Origin of the sequence: Mycolicibacterium rhodesiae, from assembly GCF_002086695.1 — a bacterium.
In the GTDB taxonomy this organism is placed as follows: domain Bacteria; phylum Actinomycetota; class Actinomycetes; order Mycobacteriales; family Mycobacteriaceae; genus Mycobacterium; species Mycobacterium rhodesiae.
Genome location: NZ_MVIH01000001.1, coordinates 152,171 through 174,834, shown reverse-complemented (window position 1 = coordinate 174,834; position 22,664 = coordinate 152,171). Strand labels below are relative to the sequence as shown.

General features: G+C 65.4%; 26 protein-coding genes. 9 read left to right on the top strand and 17 right to left on the bottom strand.

The features are described 5' to 3' along the window. Window positions 1-13: 13 nt before the first annotated feature. The gene (locus BST42_RS00860) at window positions 14-859 is read left to right on the top strand and encodes an MlaE family ABC transporter permease (protein ID WP_083116678.1); all 846 of its coding nucleotides are present in this window, start codon (window positions 14-16) and stop codon (window positions 857-859) included. A 5-nt stretch (window positions 860-864) separates the two neighbouring features. Here BST42_RS00860 and BST42_RS00855 read toward each other — a convergent pair whose 3' ends face one another. Then, entirely contained in the window at window positions 865-1,476 is a 612-nt protein-coding gene (locus BST42_RS00855; protein WP_083116677.1) for a TetR/AcrR family transcriptional regulator, read from the bottom strand. Window positions 1,477-1,606: 130 nt separating this feature from the next. Between BST42_RS00855 and BST42_RS00850 the strand changes: the two genes are divergently transcribed. Then, window positions 1,607-2,722 carry a DmpA family aminopeptidase gene (locus BST42_RS00850; protein ID WP_083116676.1) on the top strand — a complete coding sequence of 372 codons (1,116 nt, stop codon included), beginning with the start codon at window positions 1,607-1,609 and terminating at the stop codon, window positions 2,720-2,722. A gap of 65 nt (window positions 2,723-2,787) precedes the next feature. Beyond that, window positions 2,788-4,137, top strand: coding sequence for an APC family permease (locus BST42_RS00845; RefSeq protein WP_110918447.1), 1,350 nt, complete (start codon window positions 2,788-2,790; stop codon window positions 4,135-4,137). A gap of 81 nt (window positions 4,138-4,218) precedes the next feature. Here the strand turns inward: BST42_RS00845 and nrdF are convergent, their stop codons facing one another. The 3 genes from nrdF to BST42_RS00830 all read right to left on the bottom strand — a co-directional run bounded on the left by nrdF (window position 4,219) and on the right by BST42_RS00830 (window position 7,642). After that, on the bottom strand, window positions 4,219-5,193 hold the full coding sequence (nrdF, locus tag BST42_RS00840; RefSeq protein ID WP_083116674.1) for a class 1b ribonucleoside-diphosphate reductase subunit beta: 975 nt from the start codon (window positions 5,191-5,193) through the stop codon (window positions 4,219-4,221). A gap of 158 nt (window positions 5,194-5,351) precedes the next feature. Further along, a complete protein-coding gene (locus BST42_RS00835; protein WP_083116673.1) occupies window positions 5,352-6,857 on the bottom strand; it encodes a flavin-containing monooxygenase in 1,506 nt (501 codons plus the stop codon). A gap of 47 nt (window positions 6,858-6,904) precedes the next feature. Beyond that, window positions 6,905-7,642, bottom strand: a complete 738-nt coding sequence (locus tag BST42_RS00830) for a TetR/AcrR family transcriptional regulator (RefSeq protein WP_083116672.1) — start codon at window positions 7,640-7,642, stop codon at window positions 6,905-6,907. Window positions 7,643-7,793: 151 nt separating this feature from the next. Between BST42_RS00830 and BST42_RS00825 the strand changes: the two genes are divergently transcribed. Together BST42_RS00825 and BST42_RS00820 are read left to right on the top strand one after the other, a co-directional pair. Then, window positions 7,794-8,975, top strand: coding sequence for a geranylgeranyl reductase family protein (locus BST42_RS00825; RefSeq protein ID WP_083116671.1), 1,182 nt, complete (start codon window positions 7,794-7,796; stop codon window positions 8,973-8,975). 7 nt (window positions 8,976-8,982) lie between these two features. Next, a complete protein-coding gene (locus BST42_RS00820) occupies window positions 8,983-9,465 on the top strand; it encodes a hypothetical protein (RefSeq protein ID WP_237159150.1) in 483 nt (160 codons plus the stop codon). Here BST42_RS00820 and BST42_RS00815 read toward each other — a convergent pair. The 7 genes from BST42_RS00815 to BST42_RS00785 form a co-directional block, all read right to left on the bottom strand. Continuing rightward, entirely contained in the window at window positions 9,462-10,322 is an 861-nt protein-coding gene (locus BST42_RS00815) for an SDR family NAD(P)-dependent oxidoreductase (protein WP_083116669.1), read from the bottom strand. The two genes, BST42_RS00820 and BST42_RS00815, sit on opposite strands and share 4 nt — an antisense overlap. Before the next feature lie 30 nt (window positions 10,323-10,352). Further along, entirely contained in the window at window positions 10,353-11,144 is a 792-nt protein-coding gene (locus tag BST42_RS00810) for an SDR family NAD(P)-dependent oxidoreductase (protein WP_083116668.1), read from the bottom strand. 62 nt (window positions 11,145-11,206) lie between these two features. Further along, a complete protein-coding gene (locus BST42_RS00805; RefSeq protein ID WP_237159149.1) occupies window positions 11,207-11,722 on the bottom strand; it encodes a TetR/AcrR family transcriptional regulator in 516 nt (171 codons plus the stop codon). Window positions 11,723-11,790: 68 nt separating this feature from the next. Then, entirely contained in the window at window positions 11,791-12,102 is a 312-nt protein-coding gene (locus tag BST42_RS00800; protein ID WP_083116666.1) for an NIPSNAP family protein, read from the bottom strand. A 29-nt stretch (window positions 12,103-12,131) separates the two neighbouring features. Then, the gene (gene ygiD, locus BST42_RS00795; RefSeq protein ID WP_083117215.1) at window positions 12,132-12,989 is read right to left on the bottom strand and encodes a 4,5-DOPA-extradiol-dioxygenase; all 858 of its coding nucleotides are present in this window, start codon (window positions 12,987-12,989) and stop codon (window positions 12,132-12,134) included. Window positions 12,990-13,028: 39 nt separating this feature from the next. Beyond that, the gene (locus BST42_RS00790) at window positions 13,029-13,916 is read right to left on the bottom strand and encodes a phytanoyl-CoA dioxygenase family protein (RefSeq protein WP_083116665.1); all 888 of its coding nucleotides are present in this window, start codon (window positions 13,914-13,916) and stop codon (window positions 13,029-13,031) included. Window positions 13,917-13,972: 56 nt separating this feature from the next. Then, the gene (locus BST42_RS00785) at window positions 13,973-14,680 is read right to left on the bottom strand and encodes a LysR family substrate-binding domain-containing protein (protein WP_083116664.1); all 708 of its coding nucleotides are present in this window, start codon (window positions 14,678-14,680) and stop codon (window positions 13,973-13,975) included. A gap of 28 nt (window positions 14,681-14,708) precedes the next feature. Between BST42_RS00785 and BST42_RS00780 the strand changes: the two genes are divergently transcribed. Next, window positions 14,709-15,089 (top strand): DUF5997 family protein, encoded by a 381-nt coding sequence (locus tag BST42_RS00780; RefSeq protein WP_083116663.1) that lies wholly within the window; start codon window positions 14,709-14,711, stop codon window positions 15,087-15,089. 4 nt (window positions 15,090-15,093) lie between these two features. On the opposite strand, the gene BST42_RS00775 is transcribed toward BST42_RS00780, so the two are convergent. Continuing rightward, a complete protein-coding gene (locus BST42_RS00775; RefSeq protein WP_276010052.1) occupies window positions 15,094-15,477 on the bottom strand; it encodes a VOC family protein in 384 nt (127 codons plus the stop codon). A gap of 181 nt (window positions 15,478-15,658) precedes the next feature. Here BST42_RS00775 and BST42_RS00770 point away from each other — a divergent pair, with 181 nt between their 5' ends. Then, the gene (locus tag BST42_RS00770; RefSeq protein ID WP_083116662.1) at window positions 15,659-16,159 is read left to right on the top strand and encodes a hypothetical protein; all 501 of its coding nucleotides are present in this window, start codon (window positions 15,659-15,661) and stop codon (window positions 16,157-16,159) included. A 32-nt stretch (window positions 16,160-16,191) separates the two neighbouring features. Here the strand turns inward: BST42_RS00770 and nrdE are convergent, their stop codons facing one another. The 4 genes from nrdE to BST42_RS00750 all read right to left on the bottom strand — a co-directional run bounded on the left by nrdE (window position 16,192) and on the right by BST42_RS00750 (window position 20,067). Next, the gene (gene nrdE / locus BST42_RS00765) at window positions 16,192-18,360 is read right to left on the bottom strand and encodes a class 1b ribonucleoside-diphosphate reductase subunit alpha (RefSeq protein WP_083116661.1); all 2,169 of its coding nucleotides are present in this window, start codon (window positions 18,358-18,360) and stop codon (window positions 16,192-16,194) included. Further along, the gene (gene nrdI, locus BST42_RS00760) at window positions 18,327-18,809 is read right to left on the bottom strand and encodes a class Ib ribonucleoside-diphosphate reductase assembly flavoprotein NrdI (RefSeq protein ID WP_083117213.1); all 483 of its coding nucleotides are present in this window, start codon (window positions 18,807-18,809) and stop codon (window positions 18,327-18,329) included. Before nrdI ends, nrdE begins: the two co-directional genes overlap by 34 nt. A 28-nt stretch (window positions 18,810-18,837) precedes the next feature. Then, window positions 18,838-19,077, bottom strand: coding sequence for a redoxin NrdH (locus BST42_RS00755; protein WP_083116660.1), 240 nt, complete (start codon window positions 19,075-19,077; stop codon window positions 18,838-18,840). Between the two features lie 447 nt (window positions 19,078-19,524). After that, complete coding sequence (locus BST42_RS00750) at window positions 19,525-20,067, bottom strand: NADPH-dependent FMN reductase (protein WP_083116659.1); 543 nt, start codon at window positions 20,065-20,067, stop codon at window positions 19,525-19,527. Between the two features lie 87 nt (window positions 20,068-20,154). Here BST42_RS00750 and BST42_RS00745 point away from each other — a divergent pair, with 87 nt between their 5' ends. Beyond that, entirely contained in the window at window positions 20,155-20,757 is a 603-nt protein-coding gene (locus tag BST42_RS00745) for a TetR/AcrR family transcriptional regulator (RefSeq protein WP_237159148.1), read from the top strand. Next, entirely contained in the window at window positions 20,754-21,797 is a 1,044-nt protein-coding gene (locus BST42_RS00740) for a DNA polymerase IV (protein WP_083117211.1), read from the top strand. The genes BST42_RS00745 and BST42_RS00740 overlap by 4 nt, the downstream gene beginning before the upstream one ends. Here the strand turns inward: BST42_RS00740 and BST42_RS00735 are convergent. Then, the gene (locus BST42_RS00735; protein ID WP_083116658.1) at window positions 21,794-22,660 is read right to left on the bottom strand and encodes an SDR family oxidoreductase; all 867 of its coding nucleotides are present in this window, start codon (window positions 22,658-22,660) and stop codon (window positions 21,794-21,796) included. The two genes, BST42_RS00740 and BST42_RS00735, sit on opposite strands and share 4 nt — an antisense overlap. Between the last annotated feature and the right edge of the window lie 4 nt (window positions 22,661-22,664).

Here is a 22,664-nt window from a genome sequence, read left to right as displayed (position 1 = left end):
GAGCGGAACGTAGATGACCCATAGGGCGGTCTTTCCCCGGGTGACCCGCGCATTGGAGCGCCCGTGGTTCATCCTCGGCCGCATCGGTGATCAGGCGCTGTTCTACGGCAAGGCGATGGCAGGCATTCCGACCGCAGTGCGCTCCTACCGTACGGAAATCGTCCGCCTGATCGCGGAAATCAGCATGGGCGCAGGCGTCCTGGCGATGATCGGCGGCACGCTGGTGGTCGTCGGGTTTCTCACCGTCGCCACCGGCGGCACGTTGGCGGTGCAGGGCTACAGTTCGCTGGGCGACATCGGCATCGAGGCGCTCACCGGCTTTCTGGCGGCGTTCATCAACGTGCGCATCTCGGCACCCGTCGTCGCGGGGATCGGGTTGGCCGCGACCTTCGGCGCGGGTGTCACCGCCCAACTGGGGGCGATGCGGGTCAACCAGGAGATCGATGCGCTGGAGGCGATGGCGATCCCGTCCCTGGTTTTCCTGGTCAGCACCCGGATCGTCGCAGGCATGGTGTCGATCGCGCCGCTGTATGCGATCGCGGTGATCCTGTCGTTCCTCGCCAGCCAATACACCACTGTCACGCTGCTGGGGCAGTCGGCGGGCCTCTACGAGCACTACTTCTCGACGTTCCTGAGCCCGATCGACCTGATGTGGTCGTTCGTCCAAGCGATCCTGATGGCCATCGCAATCCTGTTGATCCACACCTATTTTGGCTTCTATGCCTCGGGCGGGCCGTCCGGTGTCGGCGTCGCGACGGGTGACGCCGTCCGGACCTCACTCGTGGTGCTGGTGTCCGTGACGTTGCTGATCTCGCTGGCGATCTACGGCAGCCAAGGACGATTCAACCTGGCAGGCTGACGTTTTCAGTCGAGCTGCGGGATCGACGCGCCGGTGGCCAGTTCGGCATACCGTCGCATGAGCCGAAAGGCTGTGGCGCGGTTGATCTCTGGATCCCGGGCGACGATGCGATAACCGAAGTAGTCCTCCATGGACATCAGCGTCATCGCGATGTCGTGTGCCGAGTCGCTGAGACGGAACACCCCGGACCGGGCGCCCGCATCCAGCAAATCGGTGTAGAGACCGACCTGACGGTGGTAGATCCCCTGTACGTCGCGACGGGTGTCGAGGTCGAATCCGGCGGCCAGCACCGCCCGCCAGATGGCGCGCCACTCGGCGTCTTCGGGACCGGTCGGCAGACCGGCAGCGATCGTCCGGGCGAGCTGGCGACACGGATCGTCGCTCTCGGTCCGCAGCCGCAGCCGGTCATCGTAGAACCGGACGTCGGAGCGCAAAGCCAGCTCCGACAGCAGCTGCGCCATGTCCTTGAAGTAGTACCGGACCGCGTTGGTGGTCAGGCCCAGTTCCGAGGCGACGTCGGAAAGCTTGAGGGTGGCCAGGTCATGGCGTTCGATCAGCGCGATGGCGGCATCCATGATGTCGCCGCGCCGCTCGACCTGCCGGTTCGGCCGTGCCATACCTGCGCCACTCCTGTCGTCGGGCTGGGTGGATCCACCCCATTTTGCACTTCCTCTTGCGTGCTGCGTCACACCGGCGCATAGTTCTTTTCCAACTAGGAAAAGAACTACCGGTGAAGTGAGCGTGACAATGCGGGCCAGAGACCTCGGCGTAGCCATCGGGGAACATCCCACCGGGCCGCACAACGCCATCACCGACGTCGCGGGCGTCCGGGTGGGGCACACCACCATCACCTCCGATGATCCGCACACCGTGCGCACCGGCGTCACCGTCGTCATCCCTCACGAACACATTTGGACCGAACCGGTGTTCGCCGGCGCGCACCGACTCAACGGCAGCGGCGAGCTGACCGGCCTGGAATGGATCCGGGAGTCCGGCGAGCTGACCACCGCCATCGGCCTGACCAATACACACAGCGTCGGCGTGGTTCGCGACGAACTCGTGGCGGCGCAGGTGCGGGCCCGCGGCGAAGGCGCTTATTGGTCGTTGCCCGTGGTGGGCGAAACATACGACGGTCTTCTCAACGACATCAACGGCTTTCACGTGCGTCCGGACCATGTGCGGTCCGCGCTGGAGGATGCCAGCGGTGAGCCGCCCGCCGAAGGCAACGTCGGCGGCGGGACGGGCATGATCTGCCACGGCTTCAAAGGTGGTATCGGTACCGCCTCGAGGGTCACCGACACCGTCGCCGGGCGCTACACCGTCGGGGTCCTCGTGCAGGCGAATCATGGTCGGCGTGAACGACTTCGGATCAACGGCGTGCCGGTCGGCGAGCGGATCGGCGCCGCGCAGGTGCCTCTTCCCGAACTGCCCGCGCGCTACGAACCCGGGTCCGGATCGATCATCGTCATCGTCGCCACCGACGCCCCTTTGCTCCCCCACCAGTGCACCCGGGTGGCCCAACGCTCCGCTCTGGCCGTCAGCCGACTCGGTGGCAGCGGCGAGCAGTACAGCGGGGATCTGATGTTGGCGTTCTCGACCGGCAACCGCGGCATTCCGCCCTACGCGTGGGACGAGGACACGGCGACGTCCCGCCCGGAGATCCCGCTGCGGATGGTGGCGCCGCAACTGATGACCCGACTGTTCGACCTGACCATCGAGGCGACGGAGGAGGCCATCGTCAATGCCATGGTCGCGGCCACCACTATGACCGGCCGAAATGGTTTCACCGTCCACGCACTAGACCACGACCTACTTCGCCATGCGCTGTCCCCCACTGCCCCAACACTTCAGGAGATCTCGTGACCGCACCCACCAAGGCCGAAGGGCGCCGCCTGAACGGGCGCCTCGGACCGATCGGCATCGTGTTCATGGTCGTCGCGGCGGCCGCCCCTCTGACCGTGATCGGCGGCAACATGCCGTTGGCGATGGGACTGGGAAACGGCGCGGGCGCCCCGATGGGATTCGTGATCGCCGCGCTGGTGCTCCTGGTTTTCAGCGTCGGGTTCGTCACCATGACGCCGCATGTACCCGAGGCCGGGGCATTCTTCTCTTATGTGACAGTCGGACTCGGCGAGCGGATGGGCAAGGGCATCGCGGTGGTCGCGTTGATTGCCTACACCGCGATCCAGGTGGGCATCTACGGCTACATCGGCTGGGCCATCAACGACACTGTCACGCACTACAACGGGCCGGTGATCCCATGGCCGGTGTACTCATTCGTCGTTCTGGCGATCGTCGCGGTGCTCGGCTACCGGCACATCGAGTTGAGCGCCAAGGTCCTTGGTGTGGCACTCGCACTCGAGATCGGCATCGTCGTCATCCTTGACGTGGTGATGGTGGCCAACCCCAGCCCGGCCGGCATCACGTTGAGCTCGTTCGATCCCGCCGTCTTCACCCACGGCACACTGGGGATCGCCGTCCTGTTCGCGCTCACCGGATTCATCGGCTTCGAGGCCACCGCCGTGTTCCGCGACGAGGCGCGCGATCCGGAACGCACCATCCCGCTCGCCACCTACGCCGCAGTCATCATCATCGGCGCGTTCTACGCCATCACGGTGTGGGCGTTCGTCGTCGCCCTCGGGCCCGATCAGGTGACAGCCACAGCGGAGAAAACCCTTGCCGGAGAAGGCAATATGCTACTCGACACCGCCGGTGACATGCTGGGGACCATCGGGCGCGACATCGTCAACTTGCTGCTGCTGACCAGTCTGTTCGCCTGCGTGCTGTCCTTCCACAACGTGATCGCGCGCTACCAGTTCGTGCTGGCCGGAAAAGGCTTGCTGCCGGCCAAACTCGCCGACGTGCACGACAACCACGAGTCACCGGCATTCTCCTCGGTGGTGCAGACCGTCACCGCCGCCGTCATCGTCGGGGTGCTGGCGATCCTCGGGATCGACCCGCTGGTCGGTGTTTTCGGCTCGATGGCGGGCATCGCCACCGTCGGCATGGTTGTCCTGATGCTCACCACGTCGATCGCGGTGCTCGCGTTCTTCCTGCGCGGGCGAGCAACGGGCTCACTGTGGACCACGCGTGTGGCGCCGGGCATCGCGGTGCTCGGCTTGCTGGGAAGTCTGTGGCTGGTGCTGTCGAACTTCACGCTGGTCACCGGCGGCAGCGCCACCTTGAGCACCATCTTGGCCGCGATCCCGTTCATCGGGCTGATTGTCGGTGCGCTCGCCTGGCGGCCGTCGAAGTCGCTGGCACCCTCGACGACCTGATTTCGGCCGCGGGGGCTGTCGAACCCGCCCTGCCGCACGGCCTCTGGCGTTGACGAGGCCGCGCGGTAGGACACCCGGGTCCTAGAAGTTCCAGTCCTCGTCTTCGGTGACGACGGCCTTGCCGATGACATAGCTGGAGCCCGAACCGGAGAAGAAGTCGTGGTTCTCGTCGGCGTTCGGCGACAGCGCCGACAGGATCGCCGGGTTGACCTCGGTCTCGTCGCGCGGGAACAGCGCCTCGAAGCCCATGTTCATCAACGCCTTGTTCGCGTTGTAGCGCAGGTACTTCTTGACGTCCTCGGTCAGCCCGACCGAGTCGTAGAGATCCTGGGTGTACTCAATCTCGTTCTCGTACAACGCGAACAGCAGCTCGTAGGCGTAGTCCTTGAGGTCCTGCTTGCGCTCGTCGGTCTGGACTGCGTAGCCCTTCTGGAACTTGTAGCCGATGTAGTACGCGTGCACGGCCTCGTCGCGGATGATCAGCCGGATCAGGTCGGCGGTGTTGGTGAGCTTGGCCCGGCTCGACCAGTACATCGGCAGGTAGAAGCCCGAGTAGAACAGGAACGCTTCGAGGAAGACCGAGGCGATCTTGCGCTTCAGTGGATCGTCGCCGCGGTAGTAGTCGAGGATGATCTGCGCCTTGCGCTGCAGGTTGACGTTCTCCTCCGACCAGCGGAACGCCTCGTCGATCTCGGCAGTCGAGCACAGCGTGGAGAAGATCGAGCTGTAGCTCTTGGCGTGCACCGACTCCATGAACGTGATGTTGGTCAGCACCGCTTCTTCGTGCGGGGTGAGCGCATCCGGGATCATGCTGACCGAGCCGACCGTGCTCTGGATGGTGTCCAGCAGCGTCAGACCGGTGAAGACGCGCATGGTGAGCTGCTTCTCGTCGGCGGTCAGCGTGCCCCACGACGGGATGTCGTTGGATACCGGCACCTTCTCCGGCAGCCAGAAGTTACCGGTCAAGCGATCCCAGACTTCCGCGTCCTTCTCGTCAATGACACGGTTCCAGTTGATCGCCGTCGCCCGGTCGATCAGCTTCGTTCCATCGCTCACCGAAACCCCACTTCACCACGCTGTTTGCCCCGTTTCCGGCTGACGCCCAAAACACTACCCCTGGGGTGTGACAACGCGCCGCAACACAACAACTTGTGTTGCCGCGGTGTCGAACCCACAGGTCCGACGCGCGTCGAGGCGGCGCTCGGCGTGTCGGCTCATCGCACCCCGGAGAAGCGGTATTCCGAGCGCTTCAGCGACCGGGTGGACAGCCAGTACTGCCACGTCATGCCGCTCCACAGCGTCCGGTTCTTCCCGTGCTCGTCGAGGTACCAGCTGCTGCAGCCGCCGGTGCTCCACACCGCGCCCTGCAGGTCGTCCTGCAGCTCGGCGTTGAAGGCGTTCTGGGCCGAGCGGGTCGGCGCCAGCGCCTGCGCCCCGGCCTTGTCGACGGCGCCGATCGCCTGGCCGACGTAGCGGATCTGCGACTCGATCATGAAGACCACCGAGTTGTGCCCCAGCCCGGTGTTCGGCCCGAGCAGGAAGAACAGGTTGGGCATGTCGGCGACGGTGATCCCGCGGTGCGCCTGCACACCCTCGCGGTTCCAGCGGTCCACCAGGTCCTCTCCGCCGGGGCCTTTGATGCCGACGTAGGTGTAGGAGTCCGTGACGTGGAAGCCGGTCGCGAACACGATGACGTCCACCGCGCGCTCGGTGCCGTCCTCGGTGACGATCCCGTGCGGGGTGATCCGGGCGATGCGATCGGTCACCAGTTCCGAATGGGGCTTAGCAATGGCACGGAAGTAGTTGTTGGAGAACAGGACTCGCTTGCAGCCGACCTGATACGACGGGGTCAGCCGACGGCGCAGCTCCCGATCGCGGACCTGGTGGCGGATGTTCCACGTGCCGGCCTTCTCGCCGAGCACCAACAGCTCGGGGCGCTTGGTCATCGCGAAGCCGAGGGCTTCCTGGAACCAGTAGATGCCGGTACGCAAAGCCGCCCGGGTGCCGGGCACCGTGCCGAACGCGTTGCGCATCCACTGCGGGATCGGGTTGTTGGAGCGCGGCAGCACCCACGCCGGAGTGCGCTGATAGAGCTGCAGTGCGCCGACTTTGTCGACGATCTCCGGGACGAGCTGAATCGCGCTGGCGCCGGTTCCGATGACGGCGACCTTCTTGCCGGTGAGGTCGACCCCGTGGTCCCACTGCGCCGAATGGAACGCCTCGCCTTCGAAGTCGGCGAGGCCCTCGAAATCGGGGATGGACGGGATGTGCAGCGCACCGGCGCCCGAGATCAGAAATTGTGCGATGTATTCGCGGCCGTCTTCGGTGAAGACATGCCAGCGGAACTCGGCGTCGTCCCAGTGGGCGCGTTCGACGCGGGCGCCGAAATGGATGTAGCGGCGCAGACCGTACTTCTCGGTCACACCCCGCAGGTAGTCGAGGATCTCCGGCTGTAGCGACCACATGTAGGTCCAGTCCGGCTTGGGCTCGAAGGAGAACGAATACAGGTGCGCCGGAATGTCGCAGGCGCAGCCCGGGTAGCTGTTGTCCCGCCAGGTGCCGCCGACGTCGTCGGCCTTCTCCAGGATCAGGAAGTCGACGCCGCGCCGCTGTAGTTCGATCCCCATTCCGAGCCCGGAGAAGCCGGTGCCGATGACGAGCGCCCGGGTGTGGACGGGCTCGGTGGTGGTGTCGGCGACGGTCGGTTCGGCAACGGTCATGCCACCAAAGTACCCAATACCGTCGGTATCGCCTAGATGTCCGGCGCTCAGCCGGCGGCGGCGCGGCGCTGCATGGCGTCGTGAATCGGGCGGTCCGGATCGAGGTTGACGCCCAGGACGTCAGCGGTGCCGTTGACGGTGCCGAGCATGATCGTGGTCAGGTGATTGATGAACTCGTCCGTCGGCATCCTGCGCTGGCTGTCCGGGTCGGGACCCAGCCACCAGTCGGTGGCCGCCGAGCACGCGCCGAACGCAGCCGCCGCGGCCAGTTGCAGCGCAGCGGGATCGAGCTGCATGCCACGCAGCTCGTTGTTGAACGTGTCGGCGAACGCCATGGTGATCTCGCGGCCCTCGTTGAGCGCGCGCTGCGTGGACTCCGATTGTTCCGGGAACCGCCCCTGCAGCATGAATCGCAGCACGTTGGGGTGCTGCTCGACCAGGTTGACGTACTCGGCCACGCCACGGCGGACGACCTCCCTCATCGGGTCGGTGGCGGCGTCGATGTTCGAGAAAATCGCGCTCCAGAGCATGTCGCGCAGCCGCTTGCCGATCGCCTGGAACAGGTCGGACTTGTCGGTGAAGTGCCGGTAGATCTTCGGCTTGGCGGTGCCGGCCTCTTCGGCGATCTCGCGCAGGCTCACCTCGGGGCCGTGCTTGTCGATCGACCGGAATGCGGCGTCGACGATCTCGGCGCGCACCTTCTTGCGGTGCTCCCGCCAGCGCTCACTGCGCGCGTCGACCTTGCCGGGCTCGGACCCCGACCGCGATCTGGACGCTCTGCGCACGTCAAGCACTGTACCCGCAGCGCAGGCTGACCAGGGCCGACCTTGGGTGACGACTATTACATCGGTCTGACGCGGGCCATCGCCGGGCAGAGCGGGTGGGCGATCTCCGATAGCATCGTCGCATCCGATTATCGAAGCGAGACGAGACGTAGTGACCGAGCGATTCGACCTGGTGGTAGCCGGCGGGGGGCCATCAGGATCCGCGGCCGCGTGGCAGGCCGCGCAGACCGGCGCGAAAGTGGTGGTGCTGGACAAGGCGCAGTTTCCGCGGGCCAAGCCCTGCGGTGACGGCCTGACCGCCCGCGCCGTGAGCTACCTGCAGAAGATGGGCTTGGCTGACGAGGTCAACACTTTCCACCGGGTCAACCGCGTGACGGTCTTCAGCCCGTCGCAGTGGGAGCTTTCGTTCCCCAAGCGCCCGGGGATGCCCGACCACGGCCACACCGTCAGTCGCGAGCATCTCGACACGTTGCTGCTCAAGCACGCCGAATCGGCGGGCGCGACGGTTCGCCAGGGCGCGGAGGTCGCCGGTCCGGAACTCGACGAGCGCGGCCGTGTCATCGGCGTCGTGCTAAAGAGCGGCGAGAAAGTCTTCGGCGACGCGGTGATCGCCGCCGACGGCGCCTACTCCCCGATCAAGCGCGCGCTGAAGATCGACTCCGAATACAACGGCTACTCGGCGATCGCGATTCGCTCCGAGATGCCTGCCAACCGGCCCGACTCGGACAGTCTCGACATCTATTTGAAGCTGGCGTTCCAGGGCGATCAGCTGCCCGGTTACGGCTGGGTGTTCCCGATGGGCAACGGTGTGTTCAACATCGGCCTCGGCTACGTCAACAGTTACAAGAACTGGCAGTCGATCAACGCCACCCAGTTTCTCGGTGATTTCCTGCGCACCCTTCCGCCTGAGTGGGAACTCCCGCCGATCGAGGAGCTCAAGAAGAACAAGAGCGTGCGGGCCTGGCGGTTGCCGATGGGCTTCACGGCGTGGCCGCCGTGGCGGCCCGGCGTGCTCTTCACCGGTGACTCTCTCGGCGCCGGAAAGCCGGCCTCCGGAGCGGGCATCTCGAAGGCCTTGGAGTCAGGCCTGGCCGCCGGCGAGTGCGCGATCGCGGCGCTGCAGAACGGCGGGCCCGACGACTTCACCAACTACGGGCAGCGCATGGAAGCCGCGTGGGGCCGGGAGTACAAGCGCGGCCGCTACTTCCACAAGCTGCTGGGGTACCCGCAGGTGGCCAACGCCGGGATCAAGCTGATCGACAACGCCCCCTTCCGGGACGCGATGCTCAAGGCGCTGTACAAGAAAGCCCAAGGACCGCAGCACAAGTACTGATTCCGTGGTGACGACGGCGGCCGGCCTCAGCGACGAGGAGCTGGCACGGATCGAGGGTGACTTCGGCTTCGAGTTTGCCGACGACCATCGAGCCTTTCTGTCTTCTGGTCTGCCCGTTGGAGATTCGTGGCCGGACTGGCGCTGCGCGCCGCGCCGAAGTCTGCACCAGCGATTGCGGCTGCCCGTCGACGGCATCCTGTTCGCTGTCGAATGGCGAGACTTCTGGGGTTACGGCTGGGGTGTGCGCCCGGCCCGGATGAAGGACGCGCTGCGCAGTGCGAACTACCACCTGGCGCGAGTGCCGCAACTGGTGCCGCTGCACGCGAACCACTACCTTCCCGCGGGGCGCGGCACGTCCGGGCACCCCGTGCTGTCGATCTATCAGACCGACGTGAGTTGTTGCGCCGCAGACATATTCGACTACATCAATCCTGATCCGTCCCGGGTGTCGACGCCGACGGTGCCGTTCTGGTCCGATCTGATCGGCTAGGCGCCTAGTGGATTGAGCTGATCCGCGGTGGCGTCGTCTGCTGCCGTCGAGACACTCAGCGCCTCGTAGCGTTCGTCGGCGGCAAGCAGATCACGGCCGGCAGCGGTGGCGTAACGGTAGGCATCGGGGCCGACGAGTAACCGAGCCGGCGGGGCATCCATGTCGACGATATCGAGAACCAGCGCAGCGACTTTCACCGGATCGCTGGCACCTAGGTGCGCAGACCGGCTCAGCTCAACGGCAGCCCCCACGGTTGCTTCGTACTCAGGGCGGACCGGTGCGATGCGCATCGACGAGCCCGACCAATCGGTGCGCATCCCGCCGGGTTCGAGCACGCTCACCTTGATTCCGAGCGGGGCGACCTCCTCGGCCAGGACCCCGGAGTAACCGGTGACCGCCCACTTGGACGACTGATAGGCGGCCAGCCCCGGCCGCGCCAATCGGCCACCGACCGAGGATATTTGGACGATATGGCCCGCACCCTGTCGACGCATGATGGGCAGCACGGCCTGGGTGAGCCGGACGACACCGAAGAAGTTCGCCTCGACCTGTGCGCGAAAGTCGTCGAAATCGACGTCTTCGGCGGCAGCCATATTGGCGTATCCGGCATTGTTGACCAGAACATCGAGGCGCCCCCACCGCTCGATCGCGGTTTCCACGGCGGCGCGGACCTGCTCGTCGTTGGTGACGTCCAGTTCGACGACGGCCAGACGCTCGGGTTCCCGAGCCGCGAGGTCGTCGAGCGACGTCGCGGAACGAACACCCGCGACGACGCGATGCCCGGCGGTCAGGGCCGCCTCGGCGATGGCGCGTCCGAGTCCGCGAGATGCTCCGGAGATGAGAATGACGTGCGACATGATGATGACCTTTCGTTGCAGTGGTGGGTTTCAGCTGACGTTGCGGATGGTGCCGCCGTCGACGCGTAGATCGGCGCCGCTGATGTAGTCGGCGTGCGCACTGGCGAGGAAGCACACGGCGGCCGCGATCTCCTCAGGCCGTCCGAGCCGGCCGATGTCGTTGGGGAACCACGTTGTCGCCGCGGCCTTTTCGATATCAGCCCACGTCGGTCCCCAGCCGTTGGCGGTAGCAGCCTGCAACACCATGTCTCGGGTGCTGTCGGTGAGGATCGCTCCCGGGGCGACGATGTTGGCTGTGACGCCGGTGCCGGACAAGTCCCGCGCGAGTGACACCGTCAGGTTGTGACGAGCGGCGAGGGTGGCGCTGTAGTGCGGCTGCTCCGCGACCGGTTGTAGGGCAAGACCGCCGCCGATCTGGATGACCCTGCCCCAGCCCCGTCGGCGCATGCCGGGGACCACGTGAGAAATCATCCGCACGACCGAGACGACGTTGATCTGGTGGATTCGTGTCCATTCCTCGGTGGAAAGGTCCGCCCAGGACGCACCGTCGTAGTAGCCGGCATTGTTGACCAGGATGTCGATGTCCCCGGCTGCCTGCGCAACGGCGGCAGCTCCCTCGTCGGTCGCGAGATCACCGAGTACGGCGACGGCATCGCCGTGGTCCGCGCGGATGGCGGCGACCACGGCGTCGGTTCGGTCGGCGTCGCGTCCGTGCACCACCACCGAGGCCCCCTCCGCGGCCAGCATCTCAGCGATCGCGCGGCCGAGTCCCGTGCTCGAGCCGGTGACCAGCGCCCGCTTGTTGGCCAATCCCAGATCCACAACGGCCTCCTTGTCTACACCTGTATACCAGCGACGTGTATACGAACGTAGACTTAGTCGGCTTAATTCCCGACGAGCGCAGCGATCATCGGTTCCAGCACGCGTGCGATATCGGCGGCCTTGCCCTTGCTGAGGGCGCGGGTCCCGACCACCCCGCGCATCATCAACATTCCGCCGATCACAGCGAGCAGGATCTCGCTGCGTAGTTTTCTATCGGGCGAGTCGAGTTGACGTGCCAAGCGCGCACCGACGTGGCGTTCAATGGCGGCCCGCACGATCGCCGTGGCGACCGGACTTGATGCCGATCTCACCATGATCAAGAACGGCTGCGGCGCTTCTTCATGGGGCCCGCTCTTTGCCACCAGCACCTTGACGATGTCGCCGACGAGGTCGTCAGACTGCTCACCGATGAACACTGGTGTGGCGAAAGATGTTTCGACCGCCTCAGCGAACAGCCCCTCCTTCGAGCCGAAGTATCTGTTCACCAACATGGCGGTGACACCAGCATCCTGTGCGATCTGGCGGACTCCGACGCCGTCATACCCCGCGCGGGCGAAGTTTTCGATCGCGGAGCGCAAGATCGCGTCGCGGGTCGCCGCCGCATTGCGCGTAGGTGGCGGGGATGTGGCCATGGGGATCTCCTCCGTTACTGCAGCGGGGAACTCGTAATTGGTTGAAGCGTTTGCGTGTGGGTCGCGACGATGAGCGCCGGGTCGAACTGCCGGTGGTCTTCGACGAAGTCATCACTGCTGCGATAACTCTCGGCCAGGGCGCGGGGATCGTCGCCCGAATAACCGACAAGCGCCATGACGCGGAACTCTCGCGCCGCAGGTTCGGTCCACACGCCATGCACGGTGATGCCGTACCGGCGCAACGTGCGAATGTGGCGTGGCCAAAACTCCGCAACGTAGCTCTCCAGAGCGGCCGCGTCAGCCAACGTATAGGTCCGCAACTCCATCACGCAGCAAGTCTACGGGTGTAGATCGACTAGATGTTGGATTCGTCCACAGGCACGCCGCTGGCCGGTGCCGCCGCACCGTCACCGTCATCCGCGGTGGGTAGGCCGTCGACGCCGAGGGTGTACGACGTCATCGATAAGGATCCGTAGGCGCACCCGTCAGTCAGCACCTCGGCTCGATCACCGCTCGCGGCAGCCAGTCCCGCGAAATAGAGTAGGGGCAGGAAATGATGCGGGGTCGGCACCGCGGCCGCGTAGTCACCGTGTTCGCGTAGCCGGACCGCGTCGCTGGGGTCGGCCAGCACCTGCGCCCGCGCGTCGTCATCGAACCGCTGGGCCCAATCAAAAGCTTTGTCTTCCAACGTCGGGTCCATGCCACCAAGATTGTGGACGACGTTGCCCGACCCCAGGATCAGCACACCGCGCTCGCGCAGCTTCGCCAGTTTGGCGCCCAGCGCCAGGTGATACTCCAGCGGCTTGTAGGCGTTGATGGCCAATTGCACGACGGGCACCGATGCCTCCGGGAAGGCATGCACGAGCACCGACCAGGTCCCGTGGTCGATCCCCCAGCTGTCGACGTGGGCGCCCACCCAGGTCGGCTCGACGACGTCGGCGATCTCGTCGGCAAGTTCCGGCAGACCCGGTGCCGGGTACTGCACATCGAAGAGTTCCGTGGGAAAGCCGTAGAAATCGTGGATGGTCCGCGGCACCGCCATCGCGGTGACCGCCGTGGCGTTGATGTACCAGTGCGCACTGACGACGAGGATCGCCCGCGGGCTGCCGAACGAGCCGAGCACCGACCGGCCGAACGCCCGCCATGCCGACGTGTAGCGGTTGAGCTCCAGGGCGTTCATCGGGCTGCCGTGCCCGATGAACGCGGCCGGCATCAGTGCGGACATAGGTCTAGTTAACCGCAGGGCGCAGCGTCACTCACTGTGGGTGAGCTGGTCGGCGAATGCCGCGCCCGCATCACCGGTGAGCTTGGCCGCGTCGAATCCGTAGCCGACACGGTCACCGCGGATCGCGCGCAACGGGTCCTCGAAGTCCCGGAAGTACCCCATGGCCCACGCGCCCTCTTGATAGCCGATCAGCTTCAGCAGATCATCATCGAGCTCACGGGCGACTTCCATTGGCACTGAGAGGAATTGGTTCTCCTCCTGACGGACCCAGCCGACACAGTAATTCACGTTGATGGCGCGGCGGACCTGATCACTGCGGTTCGCGGCACCGCTGTGCACGATCTTGCCGGAGTAGAGCAGCACCGAACCGCGCGACATCTCGGCCTGCAGGCACTCGTCGTCGCCGTAGTCCGTCGGCTTCTTGTCGCCGACCTGACTTCCCGGCACCACGCGGGTGGCGCCCATCTCGGCGGTGTAGTCGGTCATCGCCCACAAGGTGTTGCACTGCACGTGATAGTCGTCGGGGAATGGGTAGAAGTCGAAGGCGTTCTGGTCGCGGTGCAGCGACTGATCGGTTTCGCCCGGCTCGATCGAGATCACCTGGGTGAGCATCAGCTGAAATGCGCTGGCGTGGCCGAGAAAATCCTGGCACACACCGAGGATGGACGGGTTCTGAATCAGGGTGCGGCAGGCCGGCGAGCGGGCGATCAGCGCACCGGTGCGCCGGGTCTTGCGCCCGATCATCGCGTTGTAGCCCATCGGTGTCGCGTCGAGGTAGGGGGCCAGTTCGTCACCGATCGTGTCCATCACGGACTCCGGAACCAGGTTGTCGACGATCACGTAGCCGTCGCGGCGCAGATGGTCGGCAAGGTCCGCCGGGGAGGTGGTGGCCGGAACATGCGTGAGCACGGTCATGGCTCGAGTATCGCGGAGCAGATGTGTTGACCAGGTAAAAAGGCGTCACACGACGGTTAAGGCCGCCGCCGCTTGCCCGGCTTACTGGCGACCTTCCCGGCGGCAGCGCGGGCGGCTTGCTTGGCAAGCGTCTTCTCCCGCGCGGTGCGTTTCGGAGCCGGCTGCGCCTGCCCGCGTGACGAACTCGGCTTGCGTCCCCGCACTATCCCGGTGAACTCCTCGACCAACGCCGATGGTTGTCCCGCCGGGAAGGCAAGCGCCACTGGACAAGTCGGTGCGTCGGCGATAGGGCGATACGTGAGGTCGCGGCGGTGGTACAGCCGAGCCAGCGACTGCGGGACGATCAACACACCCAATCCTGCGGCGGCGAGTTCCATTGCGGCCTCGGTGGTTTCCGGGCGGTGGTCGATGGGCATCCCCGGGGCGTCGGCCCAGGCGACGACGTCGTCGAGTGGCAGCAGGATCGGCTCGTCGGTGAGGTCGGCCGCGGTGATCTCGTCGGCGGCGCTCAGAAGATGATCGGTCGGCACCACGGCCACCGTCGTCTCCGCGTAGAGCGGGATGACGGACAACCCTGAGGTCTCGGCCGACGGGCGCAGCAACGCGACATCGACGGTCCCGTCCCGCACCTCGGCGGGCGCGTCCGCCGCAGTGACGGCGCACAGCGTCAGCCGAACATTGGGATGCCGCTGCGCCCAGGTCCGCACCCACTTCGCAGGCGTCGCTCCGGGGACGTACCCGACGGTGAGCGAGGACTGGGTCACCGACTCAGGCTACCGATAGGCTCGTGCCATGAGCAGGCCGAACGCGCAGTCGATGAAACCCGCAACCGCGGCGAAGAAGCTGGACGTGTACCTGCCGGCGACGCCCGCGGAGTTCCAGGCCAACGCGATCACCCGCGACGAACTGGCCGCTCTGCAGGCCGATCCGCCGCAGTGGCTGACCGATCTCCGCAAGAACGGTCCGCACCCGAAGAACCTCGTCGCGGCCAAGCTGGGTGTGTCGATCGCGGGGCTCGCGCGCGGTGGAGTGACCGATGCGCTGACGACCGAACAGATCGACGCGCTGCTCGCCGACAAGCCGGACTGGCTGGTCGCCGAACGGGAGAGCTACCAGAACGTGCTCGCCGAGCAGCGGCGGGTGAAGGCGCTGCACGCGGAGAAGGCGCGCTGAGGCCTCACGCCGCGGCGTCGGTCCAGAAGATCTGCCAGGAATGGCCGTCGAGGTCGTTGTAGCTGCGGCCGTACATGGACCCGTGATCTTCGGAATCCCCGTCGGTGCCGCCCGCGGCGATGGCTCGATTGACCAGAGCGTCCACCGCGTCCCGGCTGTCGACGCTGAGGCAGACGACGCATTCTTTGACCTTGGTGGCGTCGGCGGTCTCCACCGGATGGAACGAGTCGAACAGGTCGCGCTGCACCAGCATCGCGAACTGGTTCTCCCCCAGCACCAACGTGACTGCATTGTCGCCAGTGAATTGGTCGTTGAAGGCGTATCCGAGGTCGGAGAAGAACTGACGTGAGCGCTCGACACCGGCGACGGGCATGTTGACCAACATCATTGCGTGCACGGGTGCCTCCAAAGGTGTTGCGGGATCCGGCTGGATGCCGTCGGAGAGACAGACCGGCCGGGCGTGTGAAACTCATCGGCAAACGCCATCGAGTCAGAACCGAGAGCGGCCATATCGCCGTCAATCTCGCCGCCAGTTCTGACTCGATGCGACGAGCCGTACCCTGCCCTCTATGACCTACCTCCCCACGTGGGTGCGTGAGCACCCCATCGCCGTGGCCGCCGCCGGCTACGTGGGCTACTCCGCGGTGATGCTCCGGTTGGATCGCCAGATGCAGGCCACCGGCGGGCCCGGCATCATCCCGTTCGAACTCGCGGGCTCCGCCGCCAAAGCCGAAGGCATCATGGCCCGATGGGGCGCGGACGGAATGCGCGCGGCCCGCAGATCGATGTGGCTCGACTTCGGCTACATGACGAGCTACGGAATCTTGTTGGCACTACTCGTGGAGCGTCGGCGTCGGCGCCGCGCGCATCCCTCCTGGCTTCCAGCCTTGGCCGCCGGTGCGGTCGCGGGCGACGCGGTCGAGGGCGTCGCACTGCTGCGGGTGCTCGACCGCAGGGATGTCGCAACGAACGCGCGCATCGCTCAGGTCTCGGCGTCGGTGAAGTTCGCCATCCTCGCGGCGACTCTCGCATACGCCGTCTACCCAGGAAAAAAGTCAGGCCAGGGGTAATACTCCCTGGCCTGACTTTTATTTAGCTCAGCTTACAACATGCAGCTGACGCAATTTTCCACCTGCGTCCCCTCCAGAGCCATCTGGCGAAGGCGGATGTAGTACAGCGTCTTGATTCCCTTGCGCCAGGCGTAGATCTGCGCCTTGTTGACCTCACGGGTGTCGGCGGTGTCCTTGAAGAACAAGGTCAGCGAAAGCCCTTGGTCCACATGCTGAGTGGCCGCGGCATACGTGTCGATGATCTTCTCGTAACCGATCTCGTACGCATCCTGGTAGTACTCCAGGTTGTCATTGGTCATGTAGGGCGCCGGGTAGTAGACGCGGCCGATCTTGCCTTCCTTGCGAATCTCGACCTTGCTCGCCACCGGGTGGATCGATGATGTCGAGTGGTTGATGTAGGAGATCGATCCCGTCGGCGGCACCGCCTGCAGGTTCTGGTTGTAGATGCCGTGAGTCTGCACCGATTGCTTGAGCCGCAACCAATCCTCTTGGGTCGGAATGCGAATGCCCGCCTCGGAAAACAGCTCACGCACGCGCTCGGTCGCCGGCTCCCACACCTGCTCGGTGTACTTGTCGAAGAACTCACCGGAGGCGTACTTCGACTTTTCGAAGCCCTTGAACGCCGAGCCACGCTCGATGGCGATCTTGTTCGACGCCCGCAGCGCGTGGTAGAGCACCGTGTAGAAGTACATGTTGGTGAAGTCGATGCCCTCTTCGGATCCGTAGAAGATCCGTTCGCGCGCAAGGTATCCGTGCAGGTTCATCTGGCCGAGGCCGATGGCATGCGAATCGTTGTTGCCCTGCTCGATCGACGGGACCGACCAGATGTGCGTCTGATCGCTCACCGCGGTCAAGCCGCGGATGGCCACCTCGATGGTCTGGGCGAAGTCCGGCGAATCCATCGCCTTGGCGATGTTCAGCGAGCCCAGGTTGCACGAGATGTCCTTGCCCACCTTGGCGTACGACAGGTCCTCGTTGAACAGCGAGGGCGTCGACACCTGCAGGATCTCCGAGCACAGGTTGCTGTGCGTGATCTTGCCCTCGATCGGGTTGGCCCGGTTCACCGTGTCCTCGAACATGATGTACGGGTAACCCGACTCGAACTGCAGCTCGGCCAGCGTCTGGAAGAACTCGCGCGCCTTGATCTTGGTCTTGCGGATCCGCGCGTCGTCGACCATTTCGTGGTACTTCTCGGTGACCGAGATGTCGGCGAACGGAACGCCGTACACCCGCTCGACGTCATACGGGGAGAACAGGTACATGTCCTCGTTCTTCTTCGCCAGCTCGAACGTGATGTCCGGAATCACCACACCCAGCGAGAGGGTCTTGATGCGGATCTTCTCGTCGGCGTTCTCCCGCTTGGTGTCCAGGAAGCGGTAGATGTCGGGGTGATGTGCGTGCAGGTAGACCGCGCCGGCACCCTGGCGCGCACCGAGCTGGTTGGCGTAGGAGAACGAGTCCTCCAGCAGCTTCATGATCGGGATGACGCCCGAGCTCTGGTTCTCGATGTTCTTGATCGGCGCGCCATGCTCACGAATGTTGGTCAGCAGCAACGCAACTCCGCCACCGCGCTTGGACAGCTGCAGGGCGGAGTTGATCGAACGGCCGATCGACTCCATGTTGTCCTCGATGCGCAGCAGGAAGCAGCTCACCGGCTCGCCGCGCTGCGCCTTACCCGAGTTCAGGAATGTCGGGGTGGCCGGCTGGAACCGTCCGTCGATGATCTCGTCGACCAGCTTCTCGGCCAGCGTGGTGTCACCGGCGGCCAGCGTCAGCGCCACCATCACCACCCGGTCCTCGAACCGCTCGAGGTAACGCTTCCCGTCAAACGTCTTCAGCGTGTAGGAGGTGTAGTACTTGAACGCGCCGAGGAAGGTCGGGAACCGGAACTTCTTGGCGTACGCGCGGTCGGTCAGCGTCTTGACGAAGTTGCGCGAGTACTGATCGAGAACCTCACGCTCGTAATAGTTCTCGCGGATCAGGTAGTCGAGCTTCTCGTCCTGATTGTGAAAGAACACGGTGTTCTGGTTCACGTGCTCGAGGAAGTACTGACGCGCGGCCAGGCGATCCATCTCGAACTGGATCTTGCCGTCTGCGTCGTACAGATTCAGCATCGCGTTGAGCGCGTGGTAGTCGGTCTCCCCCGGCAACGCGTGCCCTGACGTCGTTACAGGCTCAGCAGCTGTGACTGTAGGTGGCACGTGTCCTCGTCCTTCCAGAATTTCGTTAACTCCGCACGAACGGCTTCCACGTCCTCTGCGGTGCCCATCATTTCGAAGCGATATAGGTTCGGCACCCTGCACTTGTGCGCGATCAGCGTCGCCGCGAAGCAGTATTCGGCACCGAATTGTGTGTTGCCTGCCCCGATCACGCCGCGGATCAAGGACCGATTGTGCGGATTGTTCAAAAACTTGATGACCTGCTTGGGGACGTACCCCTTCGCCTCGAGGTGCGGGCTGTCGCCCCGACCCCTGCCGTACGTCGGCAGGAGGAGGACGTACGGCCGGTGCACCTCGATGCGGTCGTGAAGGGGAATCCGGATGGCCGGCTCACCCAGCTTCTGCACAAAGCGGTGGGTGTTCTCCGAGACGCTGGAAAAGTACACCAGCCGCTCCGAGCCCGCCAGGCTGGGGCTGCCATCCGGATTCATCACATCTCTTTCCGTGGCACCCGGGCCGTTAAGCGCTCAGCGCGGCACCGGTGAGGGCCTTGATCCGATCGGGCCGGAAGCCCGACCAGTGATCGCCGCCGGCAACGACGACCGGTGCCTGCAGGTAGCCCATCGCCATGACGTAGTCGCGGGCCTCCGCGTCCTCGGTGATGTCGACGACGTCGTAGGTCAGACCGGACTTGTCCAGGGCCTTGTAGGTCATGTTGCACTGCACGCAGGCGGGCTTGGTGTAGACGGTGATGGTCATCTGCGGTATGGCTCCTCAGCGAAACATAGAGATGTACTCAGGCGAACTGACTGTGCGCAGGCACTCATGAACTTTCAGCGAGCTGTCGGACCGTGAAATTCCTGACCGGCGGAGCCGCTCGGACCGACATCTCAGCTTCGGTTCCGGCGATCCGGCGGACCTGTGACTTTCTGGTCTGTCGGCCTGTCGAACACTACACCTAGTGTCCGACAGCACGAAGAGATACAACATGTTCTGAATAACAATTTTGAAATTCCCTGGTCGTAAGCCCTTCACCCCTTCTCCGCCCGGCGTGTCGCATGTCACAACACGCCGCACGCCACCAACTAGGCCTAGATGTACCACCGGGTACCGACAGGGCGGCCGACCGCAGACCTGACGGGCAACTGCATAGCAAAAGGCCGCCGGCGCACAGCACCGGCGGCTTTCTGCGAGCGGAACGGAGGGTCAGCCCACCTCGGCGGCGAGCTTGCCGACCACGTCACGCACCGCGGCGGACACCTCGGAGTTTTCCCGCGGATGCTTGCCGTCGAAGGTCGTGGACGGCACCGACAGCTTCAGCGACTCCACCACCCGGGGGCCGGCGATACCGAACGACTTACGTGTCTCGTCATGCGCCCACACCCCGCCGTACTGACCGAGGGCCGACCCGATGACCGCCACCGGCTTGTCCTTCAGCGCGCCGTTGCCGTACGGCCGCGACAACCAGTCGATCGCGTTCTTGAGCACACCGGGGATGCTCCCGTTGTACTCCGGAGTCACCACCAGAGCCGCATCGGCCTGCGCCGCCGCGGTCCGCAACGCCACCACCGGCGCGGGGGCGTCGTCGGTGTCGAGGTCCTCGTTGTAGTGCGGCAGGTCCCCGAGCCCGTCGTACACGGTGACGGTGACACCGTCGGGCGCCGCCTCCGTCGCGAGCTCGGCCAGTTGGCGATTGACCGAGGCTGCCCGCAAGCTGCCTACCAGTGCCAGCACATTGATATCCGCCATGTCGCAATCCCTTCAATCGTTCGCGATCCTCCCACGGCAGAACCGGACCATGGTCCGGTTTATTTCCCGCTGAGCTAAAGTGTGGGAGTGAGTGCGATCTACGGGGCCAATGAGCTGCCGGTTTCCGCGCCGCAAGAACGAGGCGACGCCGCCCGGAACCGGCTGCTGCTGCTCGAAGCGGCCCGCACCCTGATCGCCGAACATGGCGCCGATGCGGTCTCCATGGACGACATCGCCACCGCCGCCGGGGTGGGCAAGGGCACATTGTTCCGGCGCTTCGGCAGCCGCGCCGGGCTGATGATGGTCCTGCTCGACGAGGACGAGCGCGCCATCCAGCAGGCCTTCCTGTTCGGCCCGCCGCCTCTTGGCCCCGATGCTCCTCCGCTGCAACGACTCCTGGCCTTCGGCCGCGAGCGGCTGCGCTTCGTGCAGACCCACCGCGACCTACTCCTCGACGCCAACCGCGATCCCGATTCCCGCTACAGTGCACCGTTCGCCGTCATGCACACCCACGTCCGGGTGTTACTGCAAGCCGCGGGCAGCACCGGTGATCTCGATGCTCAGGCCGATGCATTGATCGCCCTCTTGGATGCCGACTACGTCACTCATCAACTCGCCGAACGCGACCGCTCATTGGACCAGCTGGGCGATGCGTGGGACAGCGTCGCGCGCAAGTTGTGCGGGACGTGACCGCACCAGCCCCGCGCGACTGGGTCCTGCACGTCGACCTCGATCAGTTCCTGGCCTCGGTCGAACTGCGCCGCCACCCCGAACTCGTGGGTCTGCCGGTGATCGTCGGCGGCAGCGGCGACCCCACCGAGCCGCGCAAGGTCGTGACATGCGCGTCGTATGAGGCCCGCGGCTTCGGCGTACACGCGGGGATGCCGTTGCGTAGTGCCGCGCGCAAGTGTCCGGACGCGACGTTCCTGCCGTCGGACCCCGCCGCCTACGACGAGGCGTCCGACCAGGTGATGGGTCTGCTGCGCGATCTCGGTCATCCGGTGGAGGTGTGGGGCTGGGACGAGGCCTACGTCGGCGCCCGGGTCGCCGACCCGGTGGAGTTGGCCGAGCGGATCCGCACCGTGATCGCCGCCGAGACCGGGCTGGTCTGCTCGGTGGGCATCAGCGACAACAAACAACGGGCCAAGGTCGCGACCGGCTTCGGAAAACCGGACGGCGTCTACACCCTCACCGACGCCAACTGGATGGAGCAGATGGGCGCCCGCCCGGTGGACGCGTTGTGGGGGGTCGGGCCGAAAACTACGAAAAAGCTTGCCGGTCTCGGTATTACGACGGTGCGAGAGCTTGCTTCGACCGACGCGGAATCACTCACCGCGACGTTCGGACCGCGCACCGGCCTGTGGCTGCTACTCCTGGCCAAAGGCGGCGGCGACACGACTGTCAGCGCCGAGCCGTGGATTCCCCGATCCCGCAGTCACGTCATCACATTTCCGCGCGACCTGACCGAGCGCGCCGACATGGACGCGGCGATCGTCGGTCTGGCACAGCAGGCGCTCGCCGACGTCGTCGCCCAGTCGCGCATCGTCACCCGGGTTGCGGTCACGGTGCGCACCAACACGTTCTACACCCGGACCAAGATCCGCAAACTCGACGAGCCGACTGTCGACCGCGAGGTGATCACGACCGCTGCACTGCGGGTACTCGACCTCTTCGAACTCGACCGCCCGGTGCGCCTGTTGGGCGTACGCCTGGAGCTCGCGCCGATTTAGTCGGTGCGGGTAACAGCCCCGCGCGGACGCAACACGCGCGTGAAAAAGACGTTGACCCGGGTCATGGCGACGCTGTACGGCCACCACGCCAGCCGTTTGAACGCGTAGAAGGCACGGATGTCGACCGAGGTGTAGATCAGGAAACGGTTCTTGACGACACCGGCCAGGATCTTGTCGGCGACTCTCTCCGGGGACACGGCATGCCCACTGAAGCGCTTCACCCACCGCTGCACCTTCGGATGGTCGCGATCCACCCCGGCGATCTGGACCGTCTGCACCAAGGGGGTGTCGACCGCGCCCGGCACCACGAGTGAGACCCCGATCTCGTGGCGGGCCAGATCGAAGCGCAGCACCTCCGAAAGTCCGCGCAGGCCATACTTACTCGCGCTGTACGCGGCGTGCCACGGCAGCGCGACCAGTCCCGCCGCCGAGGACACGTTGACCAGTTGGCCGCCTCGCCCGGCGGCGACCATCGGTGGCAGGAACGTCTCGATGACGTGGATCGGGCCCATCAGGTTGACGTCGACCATCGACCGCCAGTGGTGGTGGGTGAGCTGATCGACGGTTCCCCACGCCGAGATCCCGGCGATGTTCATCACGATGTCCATCGCAGGCCGGCGGGTGTGGATGTCGGCGGCGAACCCGGCGACCGCGTCGTAGTCGGAGATGTCCAGCGCGCGATGCTCGGGGACCTCTGCACCGAGCGCACGGGCGTCGGCGACGGTCTGCTCCAGTCCGTCGGCGTTGACGTCGGTCAGATACAGCTCGGCCCCCTCGCGGGCCAGCCGAAGCGCGGTGGCCCGGCCGATGCCGCTGGCTGCGCCCGTGATGAAGACCCTCTTGCCCGCGAAGCCGTCAATCATCGAT